General features: G+C 40.4%; 26 protein-coding genes, 6 tRNA genes and 1 other RNA gene. 12 read left to right on the top strand and 21 right to left on the bottom strand.

Features of this window, described 5'->3' with window-relative positions; translation table 11 throughout:
• Window positions 1–155: 155 nt before the first annotated feature.
• Window positions 156–458: a hypothetical protein gene (locus BMW53_RS13200; RefSeq protein ID WP_139178154.1), complete on the top strand. Its 303-nt coding sequence runs from the start codon at window positions 156–158 to the stop codon at window positions 456–458.
• Here BMW53_RS13200 and BMW53_RS13195 read toward each other — a convergent pair whose 3' ends face one another.
• Window positions 459–674 (bottom strand): type II toxin-antitoxin system RelB family anti-toxin, encoded by a 216-nt coding sequence (locus BMW53_RS13195; RefSeq protein WP_038560701.1) that lies wholly within the window; start codon window positions 672–674, stop codon window positions 459–461. It lies immediately after the preceding gene.
• Between the two features lie 164 nt (window positions 675–838).
• Between BMW53_RS13195 and BMW53_RS13190 the strand changes: the two genes are divergently transcribed.
• The 4 genes from BMW53_RS13190 (at window position 839) to BMW53_RS13175 (ending at window position 3,401) form a co-directional block, all read left to right on the top strand.
• Window positions 839–1,627, top strand: coding sequence for a fibrobacter succinogenes major paralogous domain-containing protein (locus tag BMW53_RS13190; protein ID WP_074780757.1), 789 nt, complete (start codon window positions 839–841; stop codon window positions 1,625–1,627).
• A 103-nt stretch (window positions 1,628–1,730) separates the two neighbouring features.
• Complete coding sequence (locus BMW53_RS13185) at window positions 1,731–1,943, top strand: hypothetical protein (RefSeq protein ID WP_038560707.1); 213 nt, start codon at window positions 1,731–1,733, stop codon at window positions 1,941–1,943.
• A gap of 14 nt (window positions 1,944–1,957) precedes the next feature.
• On the top strand, window positions 1,958–2,533 hold the full coding sequence (locus BMW53_RS13180) for a hypothetical protein (protein ID WP_038560710.1): 576 nt from the start codon (window positions 1,958–1,960) through the stop codon (window positions 2,531–2,533).
• A gap of 199 nt (window positions 2,534–2,732) precedes the next feature.
• Window positions 2,733–3,401 carry a hypothetical protein gene (locus tag BMW53_RS13175; RefSeq protein ID WP_038560712.1) on the top strand — a complete coding sequence of 223 codons (669 nt, stop codon included), beginning with the start codon at window positions 2,733–2,735 and terminating at the stop codon, window positions 3,399–3,401.
• Between the two features lie 197 nt (window positions 3,402–3,598).
• Here the strand turns inward: BMW53_RS13175 and BMW53_RS13170 are convergent.
• A tRNA-Pro gene (locus BMW53_RS13170) sits at window positions 3,599–3,676 on the bottom strand.
• Window positions 3,677–3,688: 12 nt separating this feature from the next.
• A tRNA-Ser gene (locus tag BMW53_RS13165) sits at window positions 3,689–3,777 on the bottom strand.
• A gap of 403 nt (window positions 3,778–4,180) precedes the next feature.
• Here BMW53_RS13165 and folE point away from each other — a divergent pair.
• Window positions 4,181–4,894, top strand: a complete 714-nt coding sequence (gene folE / locus BMW53_RS13160; protein WP_081804877.1) for a GTP cyclohydrolase I FolE — start codon at window positions 4,181–4,183, stop codon at window positions 4,892–4,894.
• On the opposite strand, the gene BMW53_RS13155 is transcribed toward folE, so the two are convergent.
• The 8 genes from BMW53_RS13155 to BMW53_RS20780 form a co-directional block, all read right to left on the bottom strand.
• Window positions 4,891–6,138 carry a BamB-related PQQ repeat family beta-propellar protein gene (locus tag BMW53_RS13155; RefSeq protein ID WP_038560724.1) on the bottom strand — a complete coding sequence of 416 codons (1,248 nt, stop codon included), beginning with the start codon at window positions 6,136–6,138 and terminating at the stop codon, window positions 4,891–4,893. The two genes, folE and BMW53_RS13155, sit on opposite strands and share 4 nt — an antisense overlap.
• A gap of 78 nt (window positions 6,139–6,216) precedes the next feature.
• Window positions 6,217–6,690, bottom strand: coding sequence for a DUF3795 domain-containing protein (locus tag BMW53_RS13150; RefSeq protein ID WP_038560727.1), 474 nt, complete (start codon window positions 6,688–6,690; stop codon window positions 6,217–6,219).
• Between the two features lie 106 nt (window positions 6,691–6,796).
• Window positions 6,797–7,771 (bottom strand): tRNA dihydrouridine synthase, encoded by a 975-nt coding sequence (locus tag BMW53_RS13145; RefSeq protein WP_038560730.1) that lies wholly within the window; start codon window positions 7,769–7,771, stop codon window positions 6,797–6,799.
• Between the two features lie 138 nt (window positions 7,772–7,909).
• Entirely contained in the window at window positions 7,910–8,947 is a 1,038-nt protein-coding gene (gene trhO / locus BMW53_RS13140; protein WP_051567939.1) for an oxygen-dependent tRNA uridine(34) hydroxylase TrhO, read from the bottom strand.
• Between the two features lie 179 nt (window positions 8,948–9,126).
• A complete protein-coding gene (locus BMW53_RS13135; protein ID WP_038560736.1) occupies window positions 9,127–9,633 on the bottom strand; it encodes a TlpA family protein disulfide reductase in 507 nt (168 codons plus the stop codon).
• Window positions 9,634–9,737: 104 nt separating this feature from the next.
• Window positions 9,738–10,691 (bottom strand): phosphoribosylaminoimidazolesuccinocarboxamide synthase, encoded by a 954-nt coding sequence (locus tag BMW53_RS13130; RefSeq protein WP_038560739.1) that lies wholly within the window; start codon window positions 10,689–10,691, stop codon window positions 9,738–9,740.
• A 187-nt stretch (window positions 10,692–10,878) separates the two neighbouring features.
• Window positions 10,879–11,868, bottom strand: a complete 990-nt coding sequence (locus tag BMW53_RS13125) for a PhoH family protein (protein WP_038560742.1) — start codon at window positions 11,866–11,868, stop codon at window positions 10,879–10,881.
• 113 nt (window positions 11,869–11,981) lie between these two features.
• Window positions 11,982–12,131, bottom strand: a complete 150-nt coding sequence (locus BMW53_RS20780) for a PspC domain-containing protein (RefSeq protein WP_082063913.1) — start codon at window positions 12,129–12,131, stop codon at window positions 11,982–11,984.
• A gap of 131 nt (window positions 12,132–12,262) precedes the next feature.
• Between BMW53_RS20780 and mazG the strand changes: the two genes are divergently transcribed.
• Entirely contained in the window at window positions 12,263–13,039 is a 777-nt protein-coding gene (gene mazG / locus BMW53_RS13120) for a nucleoside triphosphate pyrophosphohydrolase (protein WP_038560745.1), read from the top strand.
• 186 nt (window positions 13,040–13,225) lie between these two features.
• On the opposite strand, the gene BMW53_RS13115 is transcribed toward mazG, so the two are convergent.
• The 9 genes from BMW53_RS13115 to BMW53_RS13075 all read right to left on the bottom strand — a co-directional run bounded on the left by BMW53_RS13115 (window position 13,226) and on the right by BMW53_RS13075 (window position 24,167).
• The gene (locus tag BMW53_RS13115; protein WP_038560748.1) at window positions 13,226–13,804 is read right to left on the bottom strand and encodes a flavodoxin family protein; all 579 of its coding nucleotides are present in this window, start codon (window positions 13,802–13,804) and stop codon (window positions 13,226–13,228) included.
• A gap of 51 nt (window positions 13,805–13,855) precedes the next feature.
• A complete protein-coding gene (locus tag BMW53_RS13110; RefSeq protein WP_038560750.1) occupies window positions 13,856–14,509 on the bottom strand; it encodes a DUF4159 domain-containing protein in 654 nt (217 codons plus the stop codon).
• Between the two features lie 81 nt (window positions 14,510–14,590).
• Entirely contained in the window at window positions 14,591–16,354 is a 1,764-nt protein-coding gene (locus tag BMW53_RS13105) for an ABC transporter ATP-binding protein (RefSeq protein WP_038560753.1), read from the bottom strand.
• A gap of 77 nt (window positions 16,355–16,431) precedes the next feature.
• Complete coding sequence (locus BMW53_RS13100) at window positions 16,432–18,186, bottom strand: ABC transporter ATP-binding protein (protein ID WP_038560756.1); 1,755 nt, start codon at window positions 18,184–18,186, stop codon at window positions 16,432–16,434.
• Between the two features lie 305 nt (window positions 18,187–18,491).
• On the bottom strand, window positions 18,492–20,864 hold the full coding sequence (locus BMW53_RS13095; RefSeq protein ID WP_038560759.1) for an ABC transporter permease: 2,373 nt from the start codon (window positions 20,862–20,864) through the stop codon (window positions 18,492–18,494).
• Window positions 20,865–20,940: 76 nt separating this feature from the next.
• Complete coding sequence (locus BMW53_RS13090; RefSeq protein WP_038560762.1) at window positions 20,941–21,639, bottom strand: ABC transporter ATP-binding protein; 699 nt, start codon at window positions 21,637–21,639, stop codon at window positions 20,941–20,943.
• A gap of 140 nt (window positions 21,640–21,779) precedes the next feature.
• A complete protein-coding gene (locus BMW53_RS13085) occupies window positions 21,780–22,520 on the bottom strand; it encodes a DUF7847 domain-containing protein (RefSeq protein WP_139178152.1) in 741 nt (246 codons plus the stop codon).
• Between the two features lie 117 nt (window positions 22,521–22,637).
• Complete coding sequence (locus BMW53_RS13080) at window positions 22,638–23,594, bottom strand: glycosyltransferase family 2 protein (protein ID WP_074780753.1); 957 nt, start codon at window positions 23,592–23,594, stop codon at window positions 22,638–22,640.
• Window positions 23,595–23,615: 21 nt separating this feature from the next.
• Window positions 23,616–24,167, bottom strand: a complete 552-nt coding sequence (locus BMW53_RS13075; protein WP_038560768.1) for a DUF4199 domain-containing protein — start codon at window positions 24,165–24,167, stop codon at window positions 23,616–23,618.
• 274 nt (window positions 24,168–24,441) lie between these two features.
• Here BMW53_RS13075 and ffs point away from each other — a divergent pair.
• From ffs to BMW53_RS13045, 5 genes are all read left to right on the top strand, one after another.
• Window positions 24,442–24,541, top strand: an RNA gene (gene ffs, locus BMW53_RS13070) — signal recognition particle sRNA small type.
• Between the two features lie 134 nt (window positions 24,542–24,675).
• Window positions 24,676–24,749: transfer RNA gene (locus BMW53_RS13065), tRNA-Thr, on the top strand.
• Window positions 24,750–24,765: 16 nt separating this feature from the next.
• Window positions 24,766–24,847, top strand: a tRNA-Tyr gene (locus BMW53_RS13060).
• Window positions 24,848–25,438: 591 nt separating this feature from the next.
• A tRNA-Thr gene (locus BMW53_RS13050) sits at window positions 25,439–25,512 on the top strand.
• 15 nt (window positions 25,513–25,527) lie between these two features.
• Window positions 25,528–25,609, top strand: a tRNA-Tyr gene (locus tag BMW53_RS13045).
• 56 nt (window positions 25,610–25,665) lie between these two features.
• Here the strand turns inward: BMW53_RS13045 and BMW53_RS13040 are convergent.
• On the bottom strand, window positions 25,666–26,121 hold the full coding sequence (locus tag BMW53_RS13040; protein WP_038560775.1) for an ATP synthase subunit C-like protein: 456 nt from the start codon (window positions 26,119–26,121) through the stop codon (window positions 25,666–25,668).
• Window positions 26,122–26,143: the final 22 nt, after the last annotated feature.

Raw genomic sequence — 26,143 nt, 5'->3', positions numbered from 1 at the left:
AAGCCTTACAGCCTGTGTCTTTCAGATATAGGCTGTTTTTTTTGCTCCTAAAGCATTGTGAAATTTGAACACTCCAAATACCTACTACTATGATAACTGATTTATATAACAGTAGTTACAGAGAAAACTATTTATCAAAACTTAAATCATTAATCATGAACACGAAACAATTAATAATTCACCTGATTGGTGAGCAAATTCGTAATCAGGTGCTAATACTCGCTCTTGAGAAACTAGGATTTGATTGTACGAATTACACTTTAAACATAAGTGAAGTAGTTTTAAAGCTTGCTGGCTTTAATATCACTGCTGACAGACTGTATCAACGATATTTTGAGCTAATAGAAAAGGCAGTAGAAGACACCTCATATCATGACATGGATGAAAAACTGGCAAAGTGGTCAGAAATAATTTTTAACGAGCTACAGGATATTAAATTGAATGGACTTCCCCCTTGATTAAACATTAACCAAATCTGATAATGATACCTCCAATGCTTCACTTATTTTATACAGGGTGGAAATTGTGGGATTGGTTCTGCCAGCTTCTAACCTGGAAAGATTAGCTTTCTCAAAATTACAGATAGCAGCCAGATTCTGCTGTGAAACCCCTTTGGATTCACGCAATTCTCTGATTCTGTTACCAATTTTTTGTTGAAGCTGACTGATATTCATTAGTTATCATTTCTGACAACTAATTTTTATTTTTATATTTGATAAGTGGTTATCATATATGACAACTGTAAATAAAAACGTAAACCTTGAATTTTAATAATCCGACAAAACAATCTCAAAATAATAACACACATCTCTTTTTCAGAAATATAAAATTAACTACGATGAAAAAAATAATTCTATTCTTAATTTCCAGTATTCTTTTGTTAGGATGTTCGGATGATAGTACTAATCCTGAAGAACAGGACGTCTTTTCCGGTGACTCAGGAACTTTCATAGATGAAAGGGATGGTCACGAATATAAATGGGTAAAGATTGGTGAACAGATTTGGATGGCTGAAAACCTGAAATATCTGCCATTTACATATTTTACCCGTGAAGATCAGCCACTGACTGCTGCCTATTTCGTTTACGATTATTTTGGAGCAAGCGTCGAAGAAGCAAAAGCAACTGACAACTTTGAAAAATATGGTGTGCTATACAATTACATGGCCACCCTTGAAGCCTGTCCAGAAGGCTGGCATGTCCCATCCGACAATGAATGGGAGCAACTTGCAGAATATATTAGTTCGCAGAACGAAGATTATTATAAATATGAAAGTGCATATGACGAGTCAGGAACTGCTGATGATTGGAAAGAAGTAGGAAAGCATTTGAAATCTAATAATGGTTGGGAGTTGCCATCCGGTTATTCTGATATTGAATCCAATGGGATAGATGAATTTGGTTTTACAGCCCTTCCTGCAGGGCACTACATACCAGATAATAACCATGATTTTTTAGGAGTTGGAACAAGTACAGAATTTTGGAGTTCTACGCAGGGCCAATCAGAAGGCATAGTAGTTCGGACTGGTGTATTTGCAAGGACACTTTCAAGCTATAGGCCTGATTTTGAAAGAAGATTAGTAGGTGTAAGTGGTACTTCATTAAGTATTCGATGCATAAAAGATTAATAAAAACCAAAAGCGTTAGCTTGAACCTTCAAATTGAGCTACAGTTCCACGCTAAAAAAATATAAACATCATTTAGGAACTGAATGAACTAAACCTTATTATTATGAGTGATGATTTTAACACTGGATCTGTAACATTGTTTATGTGGCTATTGACAATTGCAATAAGCATTGGTGCTGGAGTCTTAACATGGAACTGGATTGAACCAGATAATTTCTGGGGATTTTTTGGATTTCTTTTTGCTTGGGGAATATTGTCAAAAATTGGACATCTTATTGTATTTGGATTGTTTGCAGCATTATTTGGACGTAGTTAATAAATAATCAAACCATGAAATATTCAATTTTAATCTTAATAATTATTCTCATATCGTCATGTACTTACGAGAATAAGAAAATAACATCTGAACCATTCAAAATTAATACTCCAACAACAACATTGAAGGATTCAATTATTGAAGAAAATTTGGTTAAGCAATTAACCGAATTCATGACCGCATTTATTGATGGACAAGCGGATACTGCGATATCATATATGTATACTGGGATGTTTGATTACTTGAAAAAAGAGTTTCCAGAGGAATATAGTCCTGAATTAGTAAAAGAGATGTTGTGTGCTCCGATTAAACAGTTAAAAAAGTTAAATGAAGAAAAGGATATGACTTTTGAGTTTGAGATAGGTGAGATTACTAGAAGAATAAATTATAATGATGATAAAGTTTTTACGATTGTAGTAAGTATTATTACAAGAAATGGTTTTGATGAAGTATCCATGGGAGATGAAATTATTGCAATAAGTAATGATAACGGAATTAATTGGAAATTTATGCAGCTTAATAAGGAAACTAGTCCGCAAGTTCTAGAGTTAGAATATCCAGAATCTATAATAAATAAAATTATTCATTGAGTTTATGGGGTACTATAAAAGAGAATTGGGAAAGGATATCAACATTTTCATTTGGCTTTAAGCATATTAGCATCAATAATTATTATTCCATCCATTGAAGATTTTGATGAGTTGGATTTATATTGATTCCTATTACCTTTATAGTATACTGGTTGATTGTTTTGGTCGTAATCTGGATTATTAAAGGATTTAGAAAATCATGAGAAGTGTAAACAATTATGAATTTTGGAAAAGCCACCTCAACTGGTTCATCCCATTCATATCAGAATTATACCCATTAACCAAATTCCAATTGCTGCAATACGAAGATATTCTGGATTGGAGCAGAGTTGCAATCAATCAATTTATAACGTGGGATAAAGAATCGTCAGATTATTTCCAAACGAGAATAGAAAATGCGCATGTTGTTGAGCCAAGGATAGTTGGTTACATGGATAGTAATGATCACTACATTGTTAGAAATATCAATTTAATTAGCTGGAACCCGGAATATCATGAAGCTATACAGAATAATGAAATTGTCAAAAGCAAAGAGATCTGGAAACAAATTCACTTTGGACATTACAAAATACCTAATAATGCGGAAGACAAACTAACCTTGCTTTTCAATAAATTTGACTGCGAAATAAATTATGACGACAATACCTTTGAGCGTTTTCCCATACCAACAAAACTTATTGAGGAAGATTTTGAATCTGTAGATTGGGAAAGACTTTCAGGTTATTGGGGATTATGGTGGTCCTTTGAGTTACTACAAAAATTTGAAAACTACTGGGTAACGGAGAAATTAATAGAGAATCATACTGTATTTAACTACTGCCTGAAGGATGATTTGAATGATGAGTTTATTGAAATGGTGTTGAACTGAAAGAATCTTTTTGTATTTCAAAATCCATAGGTCTGAATCAGCGTTAATATCCAGATCGAAGTAGATTTTACTATGAGGTAGGAGAGAGGTAAAGGTTGTAGACTGATATTACTTTTTTGATAAATTGTTTCAACTATGTTTCAACCGGTATAAAAAATAAAGGGAGCTAGATCTTGTCTAACTCCCTTTTAATCACTTGGTCGGGATACCAGGATTCGAACCTGGGACCCCCTGCTCCCAAAGCAGGTGCGCTAACCGGACTGCGCTACATCCCGAATTTATTTATGCGGAGAGAGGGGGATTCGAACCCCCGGTACAGTATTACCCGTACGCCGGTTTAGCAAACCGGTGGTTTCAGCCACTCACCCATCTCTCCAAAAGATGATTAAAGTGCTAAATCTCCCTCGCCTCTCAGCGTTGGTATTTAAAACTTAATCAGTTTTTAAAAAGAACGTCGTTGCTTTGTTAAAGCGTGTGCAAAAGTAGAAATTGTTTTTACATTGGCAAAGAAAAATGAAAAAAAATGCCAAAAAAAATCGAATTCCTGTTTTATCGTGTAAACGAATGACGGTAGGGGATTGAGCCGTTTAAACTTTAACTTTTCGAGCATCTTTTTATGTGGTTAAAAACCAGATAGTTTCATTGAGTGGTTCTGGAAAGTTGATAGATGGCTTATGAAAATGGAGCAATTTGTTTAATATTTTGTTTTTATAGTTTAAACAAAATAGTTTTTGGTCTGTTTATTAACTCGTAGAAACTAGAAACTAGAAACAAAAATTATGAGTTACAGGGAAGAAATAATATTTACCAATACCGGAACTGGTAAGAATGGTAAAACAAACGGACATAATAAGCATGAGACCATAGGCGATAATCATATTGCAACCTCAATTGATACTCCAATGCGCGATGACGCTTTCGAGCTAAGCGATGAACAAAAAATGGAAATTATTGAAGACAAGTTCCGCGATATAATGGAAACCATGGGGCTCGATTTAAACGATGATAGTTTAAGTGGAACGCCACATCGTGTTGCCAAAATGTTCGTGAAGGAGATATTTAGTGGACTCAATCCTGCCAATAAACCTAAAGTATCTGTTTTTGACAATAAATTTAAATACGGCGAAATGTTGGTGGAAAAGAACATCAACATGAATTCCACTTGCGAGCATCATTTTCTACCGATAGTAGGAAAAGCACACGTGGCTTACATTTCGTCGGGCGAAGTGATCGGCTTGAGCAAAATTAACCGTATTGTTGATTATTTTGCACGTCGTCCGCAGGTACAGGAACGTTTAACTGTGCAAATTGCCAACGAGCTAAAATCAATACTTAAAACCGATGATGTGGCCGTTGTGATCGATGCCAAACACATGTGTGTATCGTCGCGCGGAATTCAGGATGAAAGCAGCAGTACCGTTACTGCCGAGTATTCCGGTAAATTCAAAGACAAAAGTGTTCGCGAAGAGTTCCTGAAATATGTAGAGCTTTAAGCCTTTTCCTTTATATCGAAAGCCATTAGCACCTCCCCGTGGCGCTGGTATAAAATCCCGTTTTTAATTATCGGGTGCGAAAAATGCTCTTTTGTACCGCGAGAGATTTTAAAATCGCTGACTGGCTTCATTTTTCCGGCATTATCGAAAGCTACCAACGATAATGTTCCGTTTTGGCCGTAATAATACAACATATCGTCGGCTGCAATTACAGCGCCCCAACCCAATTTCAGCGAGTCGCTTAGTTCGCCACTTATTGCATCAATGCTTCTGAAAAACTTTTTAGATGTTGCACTTCCGTACAAATGGTCGTCAATTTTTACAATGCCGCCCATATAACTGTCGAAACCTGTATTGCGCCACACTTCTTGAATGGCCGTTCCATCTTCCGAGAGTTGAAGTTTTACACCGCAATTTCCATCTCCGGCGGCGTAGTAAATGTAACCTGAGTCGTAAATAACACAGTTGCTATGTGTATCGCCCATGCCCGGCTGACGTTTATCGATCGGAACATTATCCTGTGCATGTGTCCACAACAATTCACCTGTCTCAGCATCAAAACCCATCATATTATAAGCAGAGAAAGTAACGAAGATGTGGCGTGTTGGTAGTTTGATCAGTGTTCCGGGATTATACGCCGATCGTTCGCTATGTCCGGCATTACTCCACAGTAATTCTCCTGAAAAACGGTTTAACCCAACCACATTATACTCTTTTCCTCCGGGTGTCCAGAAAACTTTGTCGCCATCAATTACAGGCGCTTCCGAGTGCCCGAAACGTGGGTAAATACCATTAAAATCTTCCACAAATCGTTTTTCCCAAACCAGCTCTCCGTTCGAGCGTTTCAGGCAAAACAAATTTCCCATTCCCGATCCTACATAAATCAAATCGCCGACAACAGTCGGTTGCGAGCGCGATCCAGGATAACTGCTTACCCATTCTTTGCCGAGCGAAACTTCCCATTTTTTCTGCCCGTTTAAATAGATGCAGAACAGCGTGGCAGTGCTGTCGATCGCTCCTGTTATAAAAATTTCATTGTCGGTTATTGTTGGCGTGCCAAAACCATCTCCAATTCCTTCGACATACCACAGTTCGGCAGGTCCTTCTTCCGGCCATTCTTTTAAAAGGTTTGACTCGTTAAAAATCCCTTTTCGGTCTTCGCCGCGCCACTGGTAAATTTCGGTTTTGTTCGAACCACATGAAAAAGCAATTAGGCCGATGAAAAGCAGGTACAAATTCTTCATAACAGTTATTTCGGTTTTTTAGAAATAAAAGTAGAAGTAAGTGCCAAATAATTACAGTTTTATGACGAAATTTTAGGCTTATCCCGCTAAATACTTTTCCTGCATTGCAATAACTGATTTATGAAAATCAGGAAATCTTTTCCAAAGATTTTTATCACAATCTATTAGCTGCTTGCACTGAATACACGAATCGTACTGTTTATCGATGGCACACGCCCGAACCGTACAATTGGAAAGAAGAACACCGGCCGGCTTATCGGAATTTTTACAGCCGAAACAAAAAATCTTTTCGGCATCGAATGCTATTCCATACTGTTCCTCTATTTGCCACTCGGCATAAACTTTTTTCTTTAGTTCCACATCATTTTTCTCTGAAGCTTCCAGAAATTGGCAATCGGCAGGGCAGGTGTAGCCACAGTAATTCAGTTTTTTCGGGTTGGGAAGTTCATCCTGTGGAAAAGTAAAGGCAGAAAGTTTGCCCGAAAGTAAAATGGCACAGCCCGTTACTGAACTGTTTCGGATAAACTGCCGACGGTTGGATTGATTGGTCATAATTATTGAATTTTGGTTTTCTAAATTATGACAACTCATCAGCGAAACTCCCTTACCCGGGCGAATATTTTTGGATGAAAATTATCTGGTTTATCAGATTGAGGTGTTATTTGAAATAAGAATATACCTCGTCATAGCCTTTCATTTCCATCACATCGGCACGCATTTTTGCTGCCCCCGGAAACGAATTCAGGTAGATTTTATAGAAGCGTTTCAGGATATTGAAATTCTTGTGTGGGCTCCAGGTTTGTTCAAAAAGTCGCGTGTGTTCCAGCAATTTGGCAATCCGGTCTTCCATCGAAATTTCTTCTTTTTCAGGACTGAAAAACCAGGGATTGTGGAAGATTCCACGGCCGATCATTACGCCATTTACACCGGTTTGGTTTACGCGGTCAAGTCCTTGTTGGTACGACATGACATCGCCGTTTCCATGAACCGGAATATGCGGTTTTAAGCTGTTTTTTAGTTGAACAGCTTTGGCAATTTCTTCCCAGCTGGCATCGCCATCCGATTGCATTCGTTGCGTACGGCCATGCAAAATAATGGCTGCCGGATCAACTTCCAGCAAATTGGCAATCCAGTTTTCGGTGATGTGCTCTTTTATTCCGGTGCGGGTTTTTACACTAACGGGTAGGTGAGTGGCTTCTTTTGTGGCCAGAATAATTTCTTTAGCGCGCTCGGGTTCGCCGATCAATGCACTGCAGGCACCAATTTTAAACACCTTTTTTACCGGGCAGCCCATGTTAATGTCGATGCCGTCGAAATCGTAATTCTCGGTAATGTGTTTGGCAATGTTGTGGTAAATTTCCGGATTTCGCCCCCAGATTTGTGCCACAATTTTAATGTTGAGTTTTTTGAGCAAAGCCCGTTCCGAATCATTAACGATTAAACGTTCCGAAACACGTTCTCTGCCCACCGGATGATTCATGCCTTCAACAGAAGTGAACTCGGTAAAAACCATGTGCAGTTTCCCAGGTGCTGTCATTCCCATAACAATTTCACGAAAAACCGTATCGGTAACGTCTTCCATTGGAGCCAGCGAAAAAGCGGGGCCATTAAACTCTTGCCAAAAATTACTCATGCCGCAAAAATAGAAAATGTAAATAAATGCCTTAACGTCATTCCGAATTTAGTTCGGAATCTGACTTGCGATAGATTAAGATCCTGAAATACCTGCTTGACAGTCAGGAGTTCAGTATGACGACTAAAATAATTTTTATTAAACCTTTAACTTGTTTTGTTCTGCTTGTATTAACGAAAGGCTTTTTCTGAATTTGCGGCTGTTGCCAAAACCAATACGTAAATCGGATGGGCGGCCGGTGCCCTGCATTTTCTCATCGGCACATTCGGGTGTACAGCAACCGTGGTATTTTTCGGCACATTCGGGGCACTGAATAAACAAAATGTGGCAGCCGTGATTAGCACAGTTGGTGTGCGAATCGCAAGGTTTGCCGCACTGATGGCATTTCGAAATGATTTCGCCATTTACACTTTCGCCCAAACGTTCGTCGAAAACAAAGTTTTTACCGATGAATTTTGAATCGAGCTGCGCCGTTTTTATCTGGCGAGCGTATTCCAGAATCCCGCCATGTAGCTGGTTCACATCACTAAATCCCTGGTGTTTCAGGTAAGCACTTGCTTTTTCGCAGCGAATCCCGCCGGTACAGTACAGCAGCACTTTTTTATCTTTTTTGTCTTCCAGCAGATCGGTAACAATTTCCAGTTCTTCACGAAACGTATCCGCCTCGGGGCAAATGGCACCTTCAAAATGGCCAATCTCGCTTTCGTAGTAGTTTCGCATGTCAACAACAACGGTGTCTTCCTGCCCAATGTAATTATGAAATTCAACACCCGATAAGTGTTTTCCCACATTGGTAACATCGTAGGCATCGTCGTTCAAACCATCGGCAACCAGTTTGGGACGTACTTTAATGGTTAATTTGTAAAACGATTTTCCATCGTCTTCAATGGCATATTTAATCGGAATGTCCTGCAGAATTTTATAGTTTTTCAAGGTCTCCACAAAAGCGTCCCAGTGGTGTTCGGGGACACTCATTTGCGCGTTAATGCCTTCGTGGGCTACATAAATCCGGCCAAAGCAGTCCAACGGAAACCAATCGCGAAAAAGCTCGTCTCTGAATTCTTGCGGATTATCAAGAATGTGATAGCGATAAAATGATATGGTTTTACGCTGAAAAGTTTCTTCTGCCAGCCTTTTTTTTAGTTCTTCTTTATTTACCCGGTTGTATAAAAACATGTTACCTACGTTTAAAATGCGCGGCAAAAATACACAATTTGGTAAAAAGAGCAAAAAAGAGCTTAAATTCCTAAAAGGTAATTATGGAAACCGTGCGTGTTAGTTGATTCCATTTTCGTAGAAACAAAAAAAGCTGCTTGTAAAATACAAACAGCTCCTTAATTTATTTTAGTGAAATTCTATTTCAACAGTTCATGCACCTTCTCAATGATCTTGTTGAAATCGTCTTCCTTAAAACCAATGGAAGCGACTGCAATTTTTCCGTCCTTATCGATTATAAAATTACGCGGTATGTTTTGTTTGGCGTATTTCGAAAATATCTCACGATCGGCATCAGGGTAGAAGGGAAGTGTGTAATTATTGTCGGTTTTAAATTTATTTACTGTTGCCCAATCGTGTTCGCGGCCAATAACCAGCACTTCAAAATTATCGTTTTGCTTTAGTTTTAGATAAACTTCCTTTTCAAGATGCGGCAGTTCTTTTCGGCATGGAGGGCACCAGGTGGCAAAAAAGTTAATCCACACTACTTTCCCTTTCATATCCGAGAGTTTTTTTACCGAACCATCTTCCAATGTTATGGAAAAGTCGGGGGCAGTGTCGCCTTCTTTTACCAGGGTGAACTCGTCTTGTGCAAAAGTAGTTATTGCGAATAAGGCCAGTATAATAAATATTGTCAGTTTTTTCATGTTGCTATTTTTTACAATTTGGCACTAATGTAACCATATGGACTGTAAACAAAAACACCTGCTCGAAATTAAGCAGGTGTCTTCAGTTTATGATTGTTATTCTTTTAAGCTTGTTGCTTCAAAAAATCATTAACGGCCGATTCAATTCGCTCTTCAATTTTCGAAGTGTCTGATTTTAAGAATTTATCGCCGGTGATGTTTTCGTACAATTCAATGTATCTTTCCGAAACTTCGTTAACAAACGACTCCGGAATTTCGGGCATTACATCGCCGTCGCGGCCCTGGAAATTGTTTTCCATTAACCATTCGCGAACAAATTCTTTCGAAAGCTGCTTTTGGTTTTCGCCTTTATCAAAACGTTCCTGGTAACCATCGGCGTAAAAGTAGCGCGATGAATCGGGTGTGTGAATTTCGTCGATCAGGTAAATCTGTCCGTCTTTTTTACCGAATTCGTATTTGGTATCTACCAAAATCAGTCCCATTTCTTTGGCAATTTCGCTACCGCGTTTAAAAAGAGCCAGTGAAATACGTTCCAGTTCTTTGTAATCTTCTTCCGAAACCAGTCCTTGTTTGATGATCTCTTCGCGCGAAATGTTTTCGTCGTGAGCGCCTTGCTCCGCTTTTGTAGTTGGTGTTAACAGCGGCTCAGGAAAAGCCTGGTGTTCTTTCAATCCTTCAGGAAGCGGAACGCCGCAAATATCGCGACCGCCATTTTTGTACAATCTCCACGAGCTTCCGGTTAAATAACCACGCACGATCATTTCTACCGGGAAAGTTTCGCAAAAATGACCTACTGTTACGTTCGGATCGGGTGTTGCTATTTTCCAGTTCGGAACAATATCGGCAGTAGCGTCCAGGAACTTTTCTGCAATCTGGTTGAGTACCTGGCCTTTAAAAGGAATTCCTTTTGGCAGTACCACATCGAAAGCTGAAATACGATCGGAAACCACCATTACCAAAAAATCGTCGTTGATGTTGTAAACGTCGCGAACTTTACCTTTGTAGTGGCTTTTTTGCCCCGGAAAATTGAAACTTGTTTTTGTAAGTGCGTTACCCATTTTTGTTGAATATTTATTGTTGTAGTTTACTTATTGCAGGTGTAAAATGCTATTCAGCTTTTAGTACAAATTTAGCTGGTTTTTGTTTAGCCTGATACTGGATACTGGATACTTGATACTGGATCTTCAGTATTTCTCCTTTTTCCTTTTTCCTTTTCCCTTTAACCTTTATCCTTCAATATCTGATCTACTGATTGTTTTTTTCCTTTGCTTCCGTTTTTATCTCAATTTTCTCCTCGTCATGTTTATCGTACGCTTCTACAATATCGCGCACCAAACGGTGGCGAACAATGTCTTTTTTATCGAAATAAATGTTCCCAATATTTTTAATTCCCTTCAAAATTTTCAGGGCCTGTATCAATCCCGAATGACTTTTTCGCGGAAGGTCGATCTGCGTAACATCGCCGGTAATAATAAATTTGGCGTTGAGTCCCATTCGGGTTAAAAACATTTTCAGCTGGTTAACGGTGGTGTTTTGCGCCTCGTCGAGAATAACGTAGGCGTTGCTTAACGTTCGTCCGCGCATAAAAGCCAGTGGGGCAATTTGTATTACGCCGTCTTTCAGAAATTCCTCCAGCTTTTTCGGCGGGATCATATCCTGCAACGCATCGTAAAGTGGCTGTAAATACGGATCGATCTTATCCTTTAAATCGCCGGGAAGAAAACCCAGGTTTTCGCCGGCTTCAACTGCCGGGCGACTTAGAATGATCTTGCGAATTTCTTTATTTTTTAATGCTTTAACAGCCAGAGCAATGGCAGTGTAGGTTTTTCCCGTTCCGGCCGGTCCAATGGCAAAAATCAAATCGTTTTTTGCACTGGCCTCCACCAAACGGCGTTGGTTGGGTGTGCGGGCACGAACGGGTTTTCCGCTGTTACCAAAAACAATAATATCGGGTTCGCCGTTGCTGTTTTCTTCTAACGATGACACCCCCGAATCCAATAGCTCATGAATAATTTCTTCCGAGAGCATATTGTACTGATAATAATGATCGAGGATGAGGGCGAATTTTTTCTCGAACGCTTTTATTTCCTTTGGTTCTCCCTGAACGAACAAGGCGTGGCCCCGTGCAGTGATCTTAATTTTTGGGAAAAGCCTTTTTATCAGTTCAATTTTCGAATTGTTTACTCCAAAAAACTCAAGGAGATCAATTCCTTCCAGTAAAATTTGTTTATCCAATGTATCTTCTTAAAAATTTAAGTAGGGCAAATTTACGAAAATAAATTACCACAATCGAATGTGGAAAGGCTTTGATAGTCAATTTCTGACTGATGGAGATATTTTCATATTTTTTATTTCGAGAACATTTTCACGAGCCAAAGAATAAAGTACAATCCCAGTCCTACACCAAAAATAAATACACCAACTACAAATGCAATTCTGATTGTTGTTACATTCCAGCCCAATTTGCCGCTTAGCCACTCTGATACGCCTAAAATCATAAATCTGAATTTTAATAATTAGGTTAACAAGGTAAAATTATTTCTTTAATAACTCTGTAAAACTTTAAAATCAGTTTTCTCTTGTTAAAGAATTGAATAATTAACTTCGGAGGAATTTGAAACGCGAAAGAATGGAACGAAAAATTGAAGAGTTTAAACGCTTGCTGGATATCATGGACGAGTTGCGCGAGAAATGTCCGTGGGATAAAAAACAAACGCTGGAGTCGTTACGCAAACTTACCATTGAAGAAACCTACGAATTGGGCGATGCCATTTTGAAAAACGATTTGCAGGAGATAAAAAAGGAACTGGGCGACATACTGCTGCACATTGTTTTTTATGCCAAAATAGGTGACGAAAAAGGGGCTTTTGATATTGGCGATGTGCTGGAAGGAATAAATGAAAAGTTGATTTACCGTCATCCGCATATTTTTGGCGATGTTGATGTTGATGGCTCAGCCGATAAAGTTGCCGAAAACTGGGAAGCCTTAAAACTGAAGGAAAAAGGGGGTAATAAACGCGTTCTGGAAGGTGTTCCGGCTGCCATGCCTGCGCTGGTAAAAGCTAACCGAATACAGGAAAAAGTGCGGGGCGTTGGTTTCGACTGGGAATACAAAGAGCAGGTTTGGGATAAAGTGAAGGAAGAGGTTGACGAGCTGAGCGTTGAGATCAACAAAGCCGACCACGATAAAATGGAAGCCGAATTTGGCGACTTACTGTTTGCAGTTGTTAACGCCGCCCGTTTGTACGACATCGATCCGGAAGCGGCATTGGAGCGTACCAACATAAAATTTATGAAGCGCTTTAATTACCTCGAAAGCAAAACCCTGATGCAGGGAAAAAGCCTGCACGATATGAGTCTTGCCGAAATGGACGAGATTTGGGAAGAAGCTAAAAAACAAGAGTAATCGCTAAGGCAAAAGGCAAAAGGCAAAAGGAAAAAGTAGAAAGGCAAAAGGTAAAAGGGAGGAAGGATTATTGATTAAGAATGCTTGGTAATAGTAATTGTCGCAGGCTCACAGTTACAGATGGCAGTTTAGCAATTTGACATATCAATCTGTCTTCAATCTCATATCAATCTAACTCAATCTAATTCAGTCTTCCTTAATCTTCTTCATCAGCCAGCTCATATTTTCCGCCAGCGTTCGGATGGTATTTATACCTTCTTCGTCTTGCAGAACATCTCCTTTGTTTTTGCCAAAAGCGAAGTTCCAGTAGCTGGAGCCGGGTACGATCATCTGGTTGATCAGGAAAAAGCGGTTTATGGTATCGAAAGTGGGTAAAGCACCGCCACGGCGCACCGAAATTACTCCGGCACCAACTTTTCGTTTTAACAGGTGGCCGTTGCCACGTGTAACATAACCGGCCACATCCATCAGGGCTTTTATTTCGGTGCTTACATCGGCAAAATAAACCGGCGTACCCAGAATAATGCCGTCGGCTTCAATCATTTTTTCGATGCAAAGATTCAGCAGATCGTTTTTTATGTGGCATTTCCGGTCCTGAATTTCGCGGCATTTTCCGCATGCCGTACAACCGTGTACCGGTTTATTTCCCAGCTGAACAACTTCAGTTTCTATTCCTTCTGCCTGAAAGATCTTAAATGTTTCTTCTATTAATAGCGATGTATTTCCGTTGCGTCGCGGGCTTCCGTTAATGGCTACTACTTTCATGAATTTGATTGATAATTGTTGAATTGCTAAATTGAAAAACTGATAAATTGTTTATTGTCCGAATACGTAGGCGATAATATTGGCTCCCATTCTCAGTGCTTTTTGCCGCAGGTCTTCCGGATCGTTATGTACGTCGATATCTTCCCAGCCGTCGCCCAAATCGGTTTCGTATGTGTACAAACAAACCAGCCTGTCGTTTACAAATAACCCAAATGCCTGTGGCGTTTTATTATCGTGCTCGTGTATTTTCGGAATACCTTCGTTAAAATCGTATTTCTGATGAAAAATCTCGTGCGAAGGAGGCAATTCCACAAACTCCTGATCGGGGAAAACCTTTTTCATTTCGCGACGGATGTATTCATCCAGCCCGTAATTATCGTCTATATGTAAAAAACCACCGCCTTCGAGGTAAACACGCAAATTCATTGCGTCGCTTTCCGATAAAATAATGTTACCGTGCCCGGTTAAATGTACAAAAGGGAAATTAAACAACTCGGGGCTGCCAATTTCAATGGTCGATGGTTCCGGATTTATATTGGTGTGCAGGTTTTCGTTGCAAAACTCAATGAGGTTGGGCAGGGCAGTAGGATCGGAATACCAGTCGCCGCCTCCATTGTATTTCAGCAAAGCAATTTTTACACTGCTGCCTTGTGCGGCTCCTCCCAGCGTAAAAAGCAAAAACAGGAACAGAAATGAAATTCTCATCAATAAAATTTTCCGAAAAATACGATTCCTCGCGGAGATGAGAAAATGCAATTGAAAATCAATTACTACCTGGCAGAAATATTAACTTTCCATTCCTCCCCGCATCAGCAAATCAAGTGCTTTGTCCAGCGAGCCGGCCGCAGTTATTTCTCCCGAGTTTACAAAGAAAATTTCATCGGCACTTTCAATGGTGTTTAGCCGGTGTGCAATAATAACTTTTGATGTTGATGCCGGCAGATTGTTGATGATTTTTTCAAGTTGTTGCTCGGTAACGGTATCGATATTTGCCGTGGCCTCGTCGAGGATGAGCAATTCCGGTTTTCGTAAAATGGCGCGCATAAAAGCGATCAGCTGTTTTTGCCCCAGGCTTATTCCGTCGCCTGTCATTTGTATAGGCGTTTCCAAACCACTGTCGAAACGTTGCAGCAAACTTCCCAGTCCGGCTTCTTCAAGCGATTGTTGCAGCTCATCGTTGCTTAAAGCCGACATGTTTTCGTTTCCGTATAAAATACTTTCGCGTACCGTGCCCGAGAACAAAATGGGGTCTTGAAGAATCACCCCGATTTTTGCAGTTCTTTCAGCAGGATCATAGGATTTTATGTCTTTGCCATCCAGCAGGATCGTGCCTTTTGTAGCGTCGTACAAACGAGCAATCAACGATGCAGTAGTTGTTTTACCACCTCCGGTTGGCCCGATAAAAGCGTAAGTTTTGCCACGCTCCAAATCGAAGCTAACTTTGTGCAGCACCTCTTTGCCGTTTGGGTAGCAAAACGAAACGTCGTTAAAGTTTACCAGCGAAGCGTTTTTTTGTACTTCCGTTTCCTTTGCAACTTCCAGGTTATTATCCAACGAAAGCAGATAGGAAATGCGATCCCACGCAGCCAAAGCTTGTTGAAAGTTGGCCCAAAGTATGGCCAGTTGCCGCAAAGGATTATAAAAGTTCATTACATAGGCAATAAAACTAATCAGCAAACCAACGCTAAAATTACCCTGAATAATGAGGTAGATACCCAGCGCCAAAACAATTAGTTGCCCAAGGTTGGCGGCAAAAGTATAAACCGGGTTAAGGATGTTGTTGGCAATTCCGGCATAAACCGAGTGTTTATAATTTTCCTCGTTCGCGGCGGTAAAACGTTTTCTGAAATAGTCGCGGCGGTTAAAAGCCACCACCACTTTAAAATTCGCCAGGCTTTCCTGAATTTCGGCAGAAAGGTCGCCCAGACTTTTTAAACTGGCCTCGTTTTTCCGGCGTATCCACGGCGAAATAATTCTTGTGAAAACCAAAAGAAACAGGGCAGGCGAGAGTGCTGCCAATCCCAGTGGCAGATTGATTACCAGAAGCAGAATTCCGGCACCGGTCATGGTAATTATGCCGCCAATAAAACGCATCAGCGATTGCGAAAAGAACTCGTTTACCTTTTGCGTGTCGTTGTTGATGCGCGATATCAGGTCGCCCGATTTGTTTTGGTTAAAGAAGTCGAGCGGCAATTCCTGCAGCTTATGAAAAACCGAATTACGAAGGCTGTACAACATGCGTTGCCCAATGCCGCCCATCATAATCATTTGAGCGTAATTCACAAAAAATGCCACCACGTACATCGTTAGCAATATACCGGCAAAAAGTAAAATCCCGTGGTAATTTTTGTTTTGCACATAATGGTCAACGGTATGTCCGATTATGTATGCGCCAGCCAGGTTTAGTGCGGCATTTATCGCAATTGCTGTAAAAGCGACGATCAGGTTACGCCGTTCGCCACTAATAATCGCCACCAGTTTCTTTAGCGATTTCAGAAACGGAAGCTTCTTCTCGTTTTTATCGGGTATTCGATTCAGATTATAATTCATACTATTAAAATTGTTAGTTTTTAACGGTATAGTATGGAACTCGCACGTATTTTAACAATCTTCCTGGGTGTAATGTATTACATGCTCGTTTCATAGTGGCTGGTACTTTTTTGTGAGTTATAAATCTGAATGTATTCGGGCGAATGTTCTTTCAACCTTTCGTGGTTACCACTTGCTACCACTTCGCCTTCCATAAGAAGAATGATTTGGTCGAATCCGGTAACCGGAGCTATTTTTTGTGTAATGGAGAGCAGCGTAAGCTCTGGGTAATTCTGATGAATATTAGCCAGGATTTTATCTTCGGTTTTACGGTCAACCCGCGAAGTAAAATCGTCGAGCAAAAGTATTTTTGGATTTAAAGCCAGTGCACGCGCCAGCATAATTCGCTGTTTTTGCCCACCCGAAAGACTGGTTCCGCGCTCCGAAACAATGGTGTTTAAGCCGTCGGGTAAGGTTTTTATAAAATCAGCCAGTTCAGCAGTGGCAATGGCTTTGTTTAAATCTTCATCCGAAACCTGGTCGTTAAACGCGATATTTTCGTGCAGGCTCATGTTAAAAATCACATTATCCTGAAAAACAAAACCAAGTTGCCGGTTTAAAACTTCGGTGGAATAATCTTTAACCGGAATATTGTCAATGGTGATCGATCCTGAATCGGGCGAAATTAGATTGGTAAGCAAATAAAGTAACTGACTTTTTCCGGCTGCTGTTGGCCCGATAATCGCCGTTTTGCTTCCGGCTTTTATATCGAACGAAATATTTTTCAGCACTGGTTTTTTGTCAAAACTCAGCGAAATATTCTGCAGTTTTATATTGCCGGTGATAGCTGTTTCAACTGTTCCCTCATCAACCGGTGGCGGAGCATCCAAAACCTGCCTGATCCGGCCGTAAGAAGCCGTTGCCGAGGCGATAATATTGCTCATAAAACCGATCATCATAATCGGGAAAATCAGCATCATAACGTAACTGTTGAATGCTGCAAAATTACCCAGCGTGAGTGTTCCTAAAACCACATAATGCCCGCCAAGCGCCAGAATGATAACAATGGCAAAGTTGGCAACAAATGTTACAATGGGAATGAGCACCGAAAACAGGCGAACAATGGCAAGCCCCAAATCGCGCGATTCCACATTTTTTTCTGCAAACTTGAGAATTTCGGGCTGTTGCGAGTTCAGAACCCGAATAAGTGCCGAGCCCAGAATACTTTCGTTTATTACCCGGTTGAGGGCATCGATAACTTCGCGGCTAAGCTTAAAAAGCACTTTTACTTTTTTGAATACAAGATAAAAGGCCACCGACAAAATTGGTACGATGGTGAGCACTGCCAGCGCCAGTTTCCAGTTGATAGAAATAAGTAAAACAGCAACCCCTACAATGATAAACAACGACGAGATGATGGAAACAAATGCCTGCGATACAAACATTTTTACCGAATCCATATCGGAAGTCAGGTTGGTTAATAATTTCGATGGATTAGCTTTTAAAATAAACGAATAACTCTGTTTTGAAATCTTGTCCGACAGTTTATTACGCAGGTCTTTGGCAACTTTTTCGGCAGCTAATGTTTGCACCACTCCCTGAAGAAAAGTAAAAATAAATATGCCTGATGCCGCCAGAATAAATTCGGTTATAACCGTTTTTGCATCAAACTGGTTAGCTGTAAATGAGTCGATTCCGCGTGCAATTATTCGCGGAATAAGCAGGTTAATCCCGCTACCGGCCAGTGCCATTATTATTAATGCGGTTACCAATGCTTTGTATGGTCCCAGCACCTGAAACAGGCCTGCCCGCTGTTTTCCTTCGGTTCCTTTTTTTTGTTGGGTTTTGCGCATCTTAAAAATTGTGGTGCAAATCTACCCAATTAAACCGTTTAAAGTCAAAAATGATTAATAGGATATGGATTAATTAAAAAAAAAGTTTTTCAACTGGTATAACTCGTGAGAAACTTCAAGAAAATAAGTCTTCAAAAGAAAAGGGATTTCAAAGCAGTGCCAAGAAATCCCTGAAGTATTATTTATTCGAAGAACGTTCGTAACGCAAAGCCTCAATCCCGATCAAAGCATCGGGATTTCGTCACTCATTGCTGAGTACTTCGATACTTTCGAAACGTTGTTTGTCAGTATCTTTGCACTTCTTGTTACTCGTGTCGAAGTGCTTCAACCGGATTACGCGTGGCAGCTTTATAACTTTGCACCGAAACGGTAAGCAATGCAATGGCAATGGTCAGAATTCCGGCCAGTGCAAAAATCCACCAATGCAGTTCGGTTTGGTAGGCAAAATTTTGCAGCCAGCTGCTCATTACATACCATGCCAGTGGCGATGCAATTACAAACGAAATTAGTACCCATTTGATAAAGTCTTTGTTCAGCATGGCCAGAATTTGCGAAACTTTTGATCCGTTTACTTTGCGAATGCCGATTTCTTTTCGCTTTCGTTCGATGGCAAAAACCGACAGACCAAACAAACCTATGCAGGCAATAAATATGGCAACAAACGAAAAGTACTGGAACAGTCCGGAGATGCGGAGTTCCGAGTTGTACATCTCTTGCAGTCGCTGATCAAAAAAGCCGAGTTCAATGTTGGAGTCAGGAATAATTGTTTTCCAGTTTTCCTTTATTGCGGCAAGCGTTTGGCTAAAATTTTCGGGTCTTATTCGCATGATCAGAACATTGGGATTATCGTTTAACGGGATCATTACCATCGGCTCAATTCCTGATCGTAACGATTCGAAATGAAAATCTTTTGCCACTCCCACAATTCGTGCTCTGTCGCCACCATTTCTGCCAAAGTATTTCTGAACAGGATCCGTCATTTTCATTCGGCGAATGGCTTCCTGATTGAGGATTACTTCGTTTGCAAGTTCTCTTTCTTCATCCTCCTGTAACTCGGTGGAAGGAGAGAAACTTTGTCCTTCGGCCATTGGAATTCCCAGTGTTTCGAAATACTCACGGTCAACACGCATAGCGCAAATCAGTACTTTGTTTTCCGGGTCTTTGCCTTGCCAGTCGTAACCCCACGAGGAGTTGCCTCCCCAAAACGGAAGTTTATCCGCTTTTGTAAGGTTTTCAACGCCGCTAATATTTTTTAGTGATGCCGAAAGCGCTTCGTGTTTTGTTTTTGTCGCATCATCAAGATTAATGTAAACCAGGTTGTTCTGGTTATACCCCAAATCGTAATTATTGATGAATTTGAGTTGTGAATTTACTGCTATGGTGCAAATAATCAGAATGATTGACAATGTAAACTGAACCACCACCAACAAGCTTCTGAAACTGATTCGGTTGGCACTTTTTCGGGCAGCTTTTTTTAATACCCGCGCCGGTGCAAACGACGAAATGTACAACGACGGGTAGGCCACCGATAAAACGAGTGTGGTCAGGATCGTGGCAATCAGCATGTAAATAAGGTATTTATTACCCAGTAACGACAAGGAAATATGTTTGTCGGCCAATTGCCGAAAAAGAGGTGTAAACACCAGTACTAAACTAGCGCCCAGTATAATGCTAATGCCAATCATCAGTCCCTTTTCGTAGAAAAACTGCGATGTTAGATTGGCTTTTGTAGCTCCCAATACTTTGCGGATTCCAACTTCGGGCCGGCGGGTTTCGGAGCTGGCAGTGGAAGAATTTACAAAATTGATGGATGCAATAAGTATTATTATGAGCGCAATGGCCAAAAACTGGTAAATGTATTGTATGCGGTTATTTTCTCCTGAGAAATTATACAAATGGCGTTTGGCATACGGAAACAGGTAAATGGAGGTACTTTCCTGTCCTTTTTCCTGCAAAAAGCCGGTCAGTTTGCTTTCCAGTTGATTGGCGTCAGCGTCTTTGGTTAGCAGCAGACAGGTAAAAGGCCAGTTATTTCCCCAGCGTGTGAGATCGGCACCCAGTTGTTCGGCTAACTTTATAGATGCCAAAATATCAAACTGAGTAGATGAATGATCTTTGGGATAGTCGATAATCGCTCCAACCGTTAGGCTGTACGTGCCGTTAATCGTTAGCATTTTGCCAATTGGCGATTCATTGGGAAAAAATAACCGGGCAATTTTAGGAGTGATCAAAATTTTGTCGGGAGCCTGAATTGCATTTAGATCTCCTTCAATCAGATCGAACGAGAAAATATTCATAAACTCCTGGTCGGCGAGCGTGAGGCTTATGTCCTTGTATTCGGTGGTTTCGTATTTTACGGGCAAACCGTAGAGATTGGTATAAGTGGTGGCGTTTTCAATTTCAGGGTAGGTTTGTTTTAATTCGTTAGCCAACGGAAAAGGTGTGCATCCGGTGTACAGATCCTGTCCGTCGGAAAACTCCTGGTGTTCGTAAACCTGGTACATCTGTCCGAGATTGGCATTAAATTTATCGAAACTGAGCTCGTCAACCACCCAAAATAGGATAAGCGTTGTAACGGCAATTCCGATGGCTACACCGCCAGTGTTTAAGAACGAAAAGAATTTGTTTTTCAGGATGTTTCGCCATCCCAGTCTGAGGTTACGTTTAAATTCTGACATAGTAATTGTTTTTGGTTTTTGTGGCGCTCAATCCGGTTTCAGGGAATTTGAGCAGTGTTTTTTGTATAGTAACCGCTTAAAGCATAATTTCTCTCAGTTCCTTTTTTACTTCCTGGGTAATTACCATTCCGTCGAAAAGGTTGATAACGCGGTGCGCGTATTCCGAATCACGAAGCGAGTGTGTTACCATTACAATGGTGGTTCCTTCCTGGTTAAGTTCACTGAGCAATTGCATCACTTCCAGTCCATTTTTCGAATCGAGGTTTCCGGTGGGCTCATCGGCCAGAATAAGTTTAGGATTGGCTACCACTGCACGGGCAATAGCCACACGTTGCTGCTGACCTCCGGATAGTTGTTGCGGAAAATGTTTTTTGCGGTGACCGATTTTCATCCGCTCCAGCACTTCCTCAACACGCTCTTTTCGTTCGCTGGCTTTCATTTTTAAATAAATAAGTGGAAGCTCAACGTTTTCAAAAACGGTTAACTCGTCAATCAGGTTAAAACTCTGGAACACAAAACCGATGTTTCCTTTTCGCAGCATGGTTCGGTTACGTTCTTTTAGTTGACCTACTTCTTCATTGTCGAAAAAATACTTTCCTGATGAAGGATTGTCGAGCAGCCCGATAATATTCAGTAATGTTGATTTGCCGCAGCCGGAAGGACCCATTATGGCTACAAATTCGCCGCTTTTTACATGCAGGTTAACATCGTTTAGCGCACTGGTTTCAATCTCATCGGTTCGAAAAACTTTTGAGAGCTTGTTTGTTTTGATCATTGTTTATGGCTTTTGTTCGTTATAAAAGTTAATTGCTTTTTAACTAAGACGATACAAAATGCCACACGTTACAATTTCATCGAAAAAGTATTTCGAGTTTCATCAAAAAAACCAAATTAAGCGGTTCTTAGCACCGGTGACTATTGCAGCGGAGTAAGCGGCGTTGTTGGATCGTTGCGCTCGGCAAGATTGAAATACTGAAACGCCTGAAATGTAAACGGAATAACCAATAAAACAGTAGTAATCACCGATGAAATAGCGTTTAATACCCAATACCAGTTCGGATAATCAGCCGGATTGGTAATTTCAGTTGATAAAATCGAGGATGAAACGCCCATGATCATCGAAGGAATAGATAATACAATACCAACAGCATACACAATAATTATGGCAACCAGATTAATCAAAAGTGTATTCCACCAGCTTGAATTCACCAGTTTCCACGAGCGACTGAGTGCATCACTAATTCCTCTCTTTTCGAAAATAAGGATGAAAACAACCAACGAGAAGGTATTGGCAAAATACAATCCGGGAAGAAGGCACATCATAGCACCAAAAAATACAATGATTACAAATATGAGGTTGGCTCCGAGTGCCAGAAGGCTGTTCGCAAAAAATTTTGAACTGATATCGGTCAATTGAAAATTTCCTTTTCCGTGTTTTATGTAGGCTTCAAGGTAGCTGTAGTAGGTGCCCACCAGCAGCGACTGCACAAAAAGGCCAAAAAACACGAACATAAACAGGTTCAGGTAGAAAGGGCCAATATCGGCCATAAGACTTTCCGGATTGGTAAGGTCGAACTGACTTAACACATTGCGCTGAAAATAAACCTGTGCTCCGGCATATAGTATAACAAAAGGCAAAACATAAATGCCAATCATCCGAAAGATCGGCTTTGCTTCTTGTTTTAAAAAATCAAATGAATCGGAAATTACAACGCCTAGGTCGCGCTGTTTACGAAATCGGATATCTTTTTGCTCCATGAAATAAAAAATGCTTTACTCAAATGTTTTTACATCAATCTGATATTTGTTACGGTCGCTCGAACTTCTCGATACTAATTCGCCAAGGAATCCGGCCAGAAAAAACTGAGCTCCGATTATCATCGATGTTAAAGCAATATAAAAATAGGGGCTGTCGGTAACTAAGTGTCCGGTTATGCCGTGGTTTAGCTGAATAATTTTTTGAATGCCAAGGTAGGCGGCAGAGGCAAAACCAATAATAAAAATCAGTGCACCCAGAATACCGAAAAAGTGCATGGGGCGTTTTACAAAACGCGAAATAAACATTACTGAAAGCAAATCAAGCGGGCCACGAACAAAACGTTCGAGCCCAAACTTGGTTACTCCGTATTTTCGCTCGGCATGTACCACCACTTTTTCGCCAATATTTTTGTAGCCGGCCCATTTTGCCAGAACCGGGATATAGCGGTGCATTTCGCCGTAAACTTCAATGCTTTTTATAACGTTTTTACGATAGGCTTTCAGGCCGCAGTTCATGTCGTGCAACTTAATGCCGCTCATTCGCCGAACGGTCCAGTTGTATAATTTACTAGGCAGGTTTTTCGTAAGAACCGGGTCGAAACGTTTTTTCTTCCAGCCCGAAACCAAATCGAAACCGTCTTCTTTAATCATCCGGTACAGTTCCGGAATTTCATCGGGGCTGTCCTGCAAATCGGCATCCATGGTAATTACCACATCGCCTTGCACAGCATCGAAACCGCAATATAATGCGGCTGACTTTCCGTAATTACGCCTGAACTTAATTCCTTTTATACACGGATTTTCTTTCTGAAGATGTTCGATTACGTCCCACGAGTTGTCGTGGCTGCCGTCGTCAATCATCATAACTTCGTAAGAGAAGTTATTCCCGTCCATCACCTTCTTTATCCACGCTGCCAACTCGGGCAGCGACTCTTCCTCGTTAAACAGGGGAATAACTACGGAAATATCCATTAAAAACGCTTTTGTATATTATTAATATGAATCTTCAACTTTCTTTTTAACAATTGCCGCAACAATTAGCGAAATTATACCACCGCCAATTATACCAGTAAGGGCTGCCTGGCGCAAAGTTTTAGCAATAGTAGGAATTTCTTTAAATTGTTCCATAGCCTGGTCGATACTTGCATCCGGAACGCCACGGCTTTCCATAAATTCCAGGGTTTTTTGCTGCATGATGGCCATCAGGTTCTCCATATAATCAGGAGCAATAAAACTGTGGAAAATATAGCTGTACATAAGCAGAATTACAGTTGAAACAATGGTTACCAACATAACAAACTTAAAAGCCTCGGTAAAACTAATGTAACCGTCAAATTCTTTATTACGGTAATTTTTTGCAAATACAAATAGTACAACAAAAGAAATTATCAGTGATAATACCGCCACAATTAACGACCCAAAAATTCCTAATGATTCCATAATACCGCCGGCCCAAATAACTACATTAAGGAAAATGGAGATTAAAGCCGCGTAAAGGCCATAGGTTAACGATGATTTAAGTAAAGGAGAAGATTTTTGTTCCATGATGTTTGTTTTAATTATAGGTTTGACAAATATAAATGATTTTTTGTAGCATTTGCGTAAAACTATGTATAGTTACACAACGGTTTTTGGGCCCGCTTTTTTCACATAATTTCTAAAAATGTTGGGATTGCCCCGTGTGGCGTAAAAAAATGCTTAAAAATTTTCATTCAGTTGTATTTCATTTTCAATCTGATAAGTATTTATTCGACGTTTAAAATTACGTGACTGAACGATTTTGTTTGGCGGAAGAACAAAATTTTCTACTTTTGTCGCCGGGTAAGTCCTGTGCGACCAGCTCCCGCCGAATCCCCCCAGGGTCGGAAGGCAGCAAGGGTAGGCGGTTGTAGCGGTGCGACACAGGTAGCTTACCCACTTTTTTCGAAAAGAAAAAGCGTTCAGAAAAGTGGTGAAAAGTTTAAAAAAGGTATTGCAGAATTAAAAATTAATTCTTTCCTTTGCACCCGCTGATTTGAAACAGCAACGTTCTAACAAAAGATTGGAATAATAAGCCGAATTAGCTCAGTTGGCCAGAGCACGTGATTTGTAATCTCGGGGTCCCCAGTTCGAATCTGGGATTCGGCTCATTTAAAGATATTTTGGGAAGATACCGAAGCGGTCAAACGGGGCAGACTGTAAATCTGTTGGCTCAGCCTTCGTAGGTTCGAATCCTGCTCTTCCCACTAAGGGAATAACTAAACAAGTTGTTCCCTTTTTTTATGGTTTTCTATCTTTTGCAGATGCTGATTTAAAACAACAACGTTCTAAAAAAATAATGAAATAATGCCGAATTAGCTCAGTCCCGATAAACCAGAAATTTTTAATTTCATAGTTTATCGAGGATGCTCGAAAATCCAAAAGATTTTCGGCATTGGCCACCGCAACAAAGTTTCGGAACCAGAGCAAGTATTTGATGTCTCAAATAAAAATTTGGCAAAAAAATATTATGCCGAATTAGCTCAGTCCCGATAAACCGGAAATTTTTAATTTCATTGTTTATCGAGGATGCTCGAAAATCCAAAAGATTTTCGGCATTGGCCACCGAAACAAAGTTTCGGAACCAGAGCAAGTATTTGAAGTATCAAATAAAAATTTGGCTAAAAAATATTATGCTGAATTAGCTCAGTCCCGATAAACCAGAAATTTTTAATTTCATAGTTTATCGAGGATGCTCGAAAATCCAAAAGATTTTCGGCATTGGCCACCGCAACAAAGTTTCGGAACCAGAGCAAGTATTTGATGTCTCAAATAAAAATTTGGCAAAAAAATATTATGCCGAATTAGCTCAGTTGGCCAGAGCACGTGATTTGTAATCTCGGGGTCCTCAGTTCGAATCTGAGATTCGGCTCATTTAAAATATTTTGGGAAGATACCGAAGCGGTCAAACGGGGCAGACTGTAAATCTGTTGGCTCAGCCTTCGTAGGTTCGAATCCTGCTCTTCCCACAAAAGGGAATAACTGAAAAGTTGTTCCCTTTTTTTATGGTTTTTTTACCCCGTTTTTACAAACTCATACTAATTAAAAAAGTAGCGGCAAATGCAATAATGGCATACAGTTCAGGGAATACGGCAAGTACCATTGTTTTTCCAAAAATATCGTGGCCCGAGCCAATGCCGGCAATTCCGTTTGATGTTACACTTCCCTGGTTAAGTGCCGAGAAAAAGCCAACAAAACCCAGTGTTAAACCGGCGGCCATTATGGCCACTCCTTGCAGCATGGTCATTTCATCTGTAATAATTCCCTGGCTGTTAATGATGAAAAATCCGGCAAAACCGTATAATCCTTGTGTTCCGGGCAAGGCGCTCAATAGCAGGTAACTACCAAATTTGTCGGGTTTCTTCTTCAAAGCGCCAACCGTGGCATTTCCTCCTTTCGAGACACCAACAGCACTTCCAATTCCCGAAAAAATAAGCATTATCGCTAAACCTATATAGGCTAAAATAACTGCAGTTGTCATAATCGTAGTTGTTTAAAGTTTA

Origin of the sequence: Draconibacterium orientale, from assembly GCF_900111425.1 — a bacterium.
Lineage (GTDB): Bacteria > Bacteroidota > Bacteroidia > Bacteroidales > Prolixibacteraceae > Draconibacterium > Draconibacterium orientale.
This window is presented reverse-complemented; position numbering and strand designations above follow the sequence as displayed.

Excerpts from the sequence above, each read along its gene's own strand:
- BMW53_RS13200 (WP_139178154.1), top strand. The coding sequence starts at position 156 with ATGAACACGAAACAATTAATAATTCACCTGATTGGTGAGCAAATTCGT.
- BMW53_RS13195 (WP_038560701.1), bottom strand. The coding sequence starts at position 674 with ATGAATATCAGTCAGCTTCAACAAAAAATTGGTAACAGAATCAGAGAA.
- BMW53_RS13190 (WP_074780757.1), top strand. The coding sequence starts at position 839 with ATGAAAAAAATAATTCTATTCTTAATTTCCAGTATTCTTTTGTTAGGA.
- BMW53_RS13185 (WP_038560707.1), top strand. The coding sequence starts at position 1,731 with ATGAGTGATGATTTTAACACTGGATCTGTAACATTGTTTATGTGGCTA.
- BMW53_RS13180 (WP_038560710.1), top strand. The coding sequence starts at position 1,958 with ATGAAATATTCAATTTTAATCTTAATAATTATTCTCATATCGTCATGT.
- BMW53_RS13175 (WP_038560712.1), top strand. The coding sequence starts at position 2,733 with ATGAGAAGTGTAAACAATTATGAATTTTGGAAAAGCCACCTCAACTGG.
- folE (WP_081804877.1), top strand. The coding sequence starts at position 4,181 with ATGAGTTACAGGGAAGAAATAATATTTACCAATACCGGAACTGGTAAG.
- BMW53_RS13155 (WP_038560724.1), bottom strand. The coding sequence starts at position 6,138 with ATGAAGAATTTGTACCTGCTTTTCATCGGCCTAATTGCTTTTTCATGT.
- BMW53_RS13150 (WP_038560727.1), bottom strand. The coding sequence starts at position 6,690 with ATGACCAATCAATCCAACCGTCGGCAGTTTATCCGAAACAGTTCAGTA.
- BMW53_RS13145 (WP_038560730.1), bottom strand. The coding sequence starts at position 7,771 with ATGAGTAATTTTTGGCAAGAGTTTAATGGCCCCGCTTTTTCGCTGGCT.
- trhO (WP_051567939.1), bottom strand. The coding sequence starts at position 8,947 with ATGTTTTTATACAACCGGGTAAATAAAGAAGAACTAAAAAAAAGGCTG.
- BMW53_RS13135 (WP_038560736.1), bottom strand. The coding sequence starts at position 9,633 with ATGAAAAAACTGACAATATTTATTATACTGGCCTTATTCGCAATAACT.
- BMW53_RS13130 (WP_038560739.1), bottom strand. The coding sequence starts at position 10,691 with ATGGGTAACGCACTTACAAAAACAAGTTTCAATTTTCCGGGGCAAAAA.
- BMW53_RS20780 (WP_082063913.1), bottom strand. The coding sequence starts at position 12,131 with ATGATTTTAGGCGTATCAGAGTGGCTAAGCGGCAAATTGGGCTGGAAT.
- mazG (WP_038560745.1), top strand. The coding sequence starts at position 12,263 with ATGGAACGAAAAATTGAAGAGTTTAAACGCTTGCTGGATATCATGGAC.
- BMW53_RS13115 (WP_038560748.1), bottom strand. The coding sequence starts at position 13,804 with ATGAAAGTAGTAGCCATTAACGGAAGCCCGCGACGCAACGGAAATACA.
- BMW53_RS13110 (WP_038560750.1), bottom strand. The coding sequence starts at position 14,509 with ATGAGAATTTCATTTCTGTTCCTGTTTTTGCTTTTTACGCTGGGAGGA.
- BMW53_RS13105 (WP_038560753.1), bottom strand. The coding sequence starts at position 16,354 with ATGAATTATAATCTGAATCGAATACCCGATAAAAACGAGAAGAAGCTT.
- BMW53_RS13100 (WP_038560756.1), bottom strand. The coding sequence starts at position 18,186 with ATGCGCAAAACCCAACAAAAAAAAGGAACCGAAGGAAAACAGCGGGCA.
- BMW53_RS13095 (WP_038560759.1), bottom strand. The coding sequence starts at position 20,864 with ATGTCAGAATTTAAACGTAACCTCAGACTGGGATGGCGAAACATCCTG.
- BMW53_RS13090 (WP_038560762.1), bottom strand. The coding sequence starts at position 21,639 with ATGATCAAAACAAACAAGCTCTCAAAAGTTTTTCGAACCGATGAGATT.
- BMW53_RS13085 (WP_139178152.1), bottom strand. The coding sequence starts at position 22,520 with ATGATTGGCATTTATGTTTTGCCTTTTGTTATACTATATGCCGGAGCA.
- BMW53_RS13080 (WP_074780753.1), bottom strand. The coding sequence starts at position 23,594 with ATGGATATTTCCGTAGTTATTCCCCTGTTTAACGAGGAAGAGTCGCTG.
- BMW53_RS13075 (WP_038560768.1), bottom strand. The coding sequence starts at position 24,167 with ATGGAACAAAAATCTTCTCCTTTACTTAAATCATCGTTAACCTATGGC.
- BMW53_RS13040 (WP_038560775.1), bottom strand. The coding sequence starts at position 26,121 with ATGACAACTGCAGTTATTTTAGCCTATATAGGTTTAGCGATAATGCTT.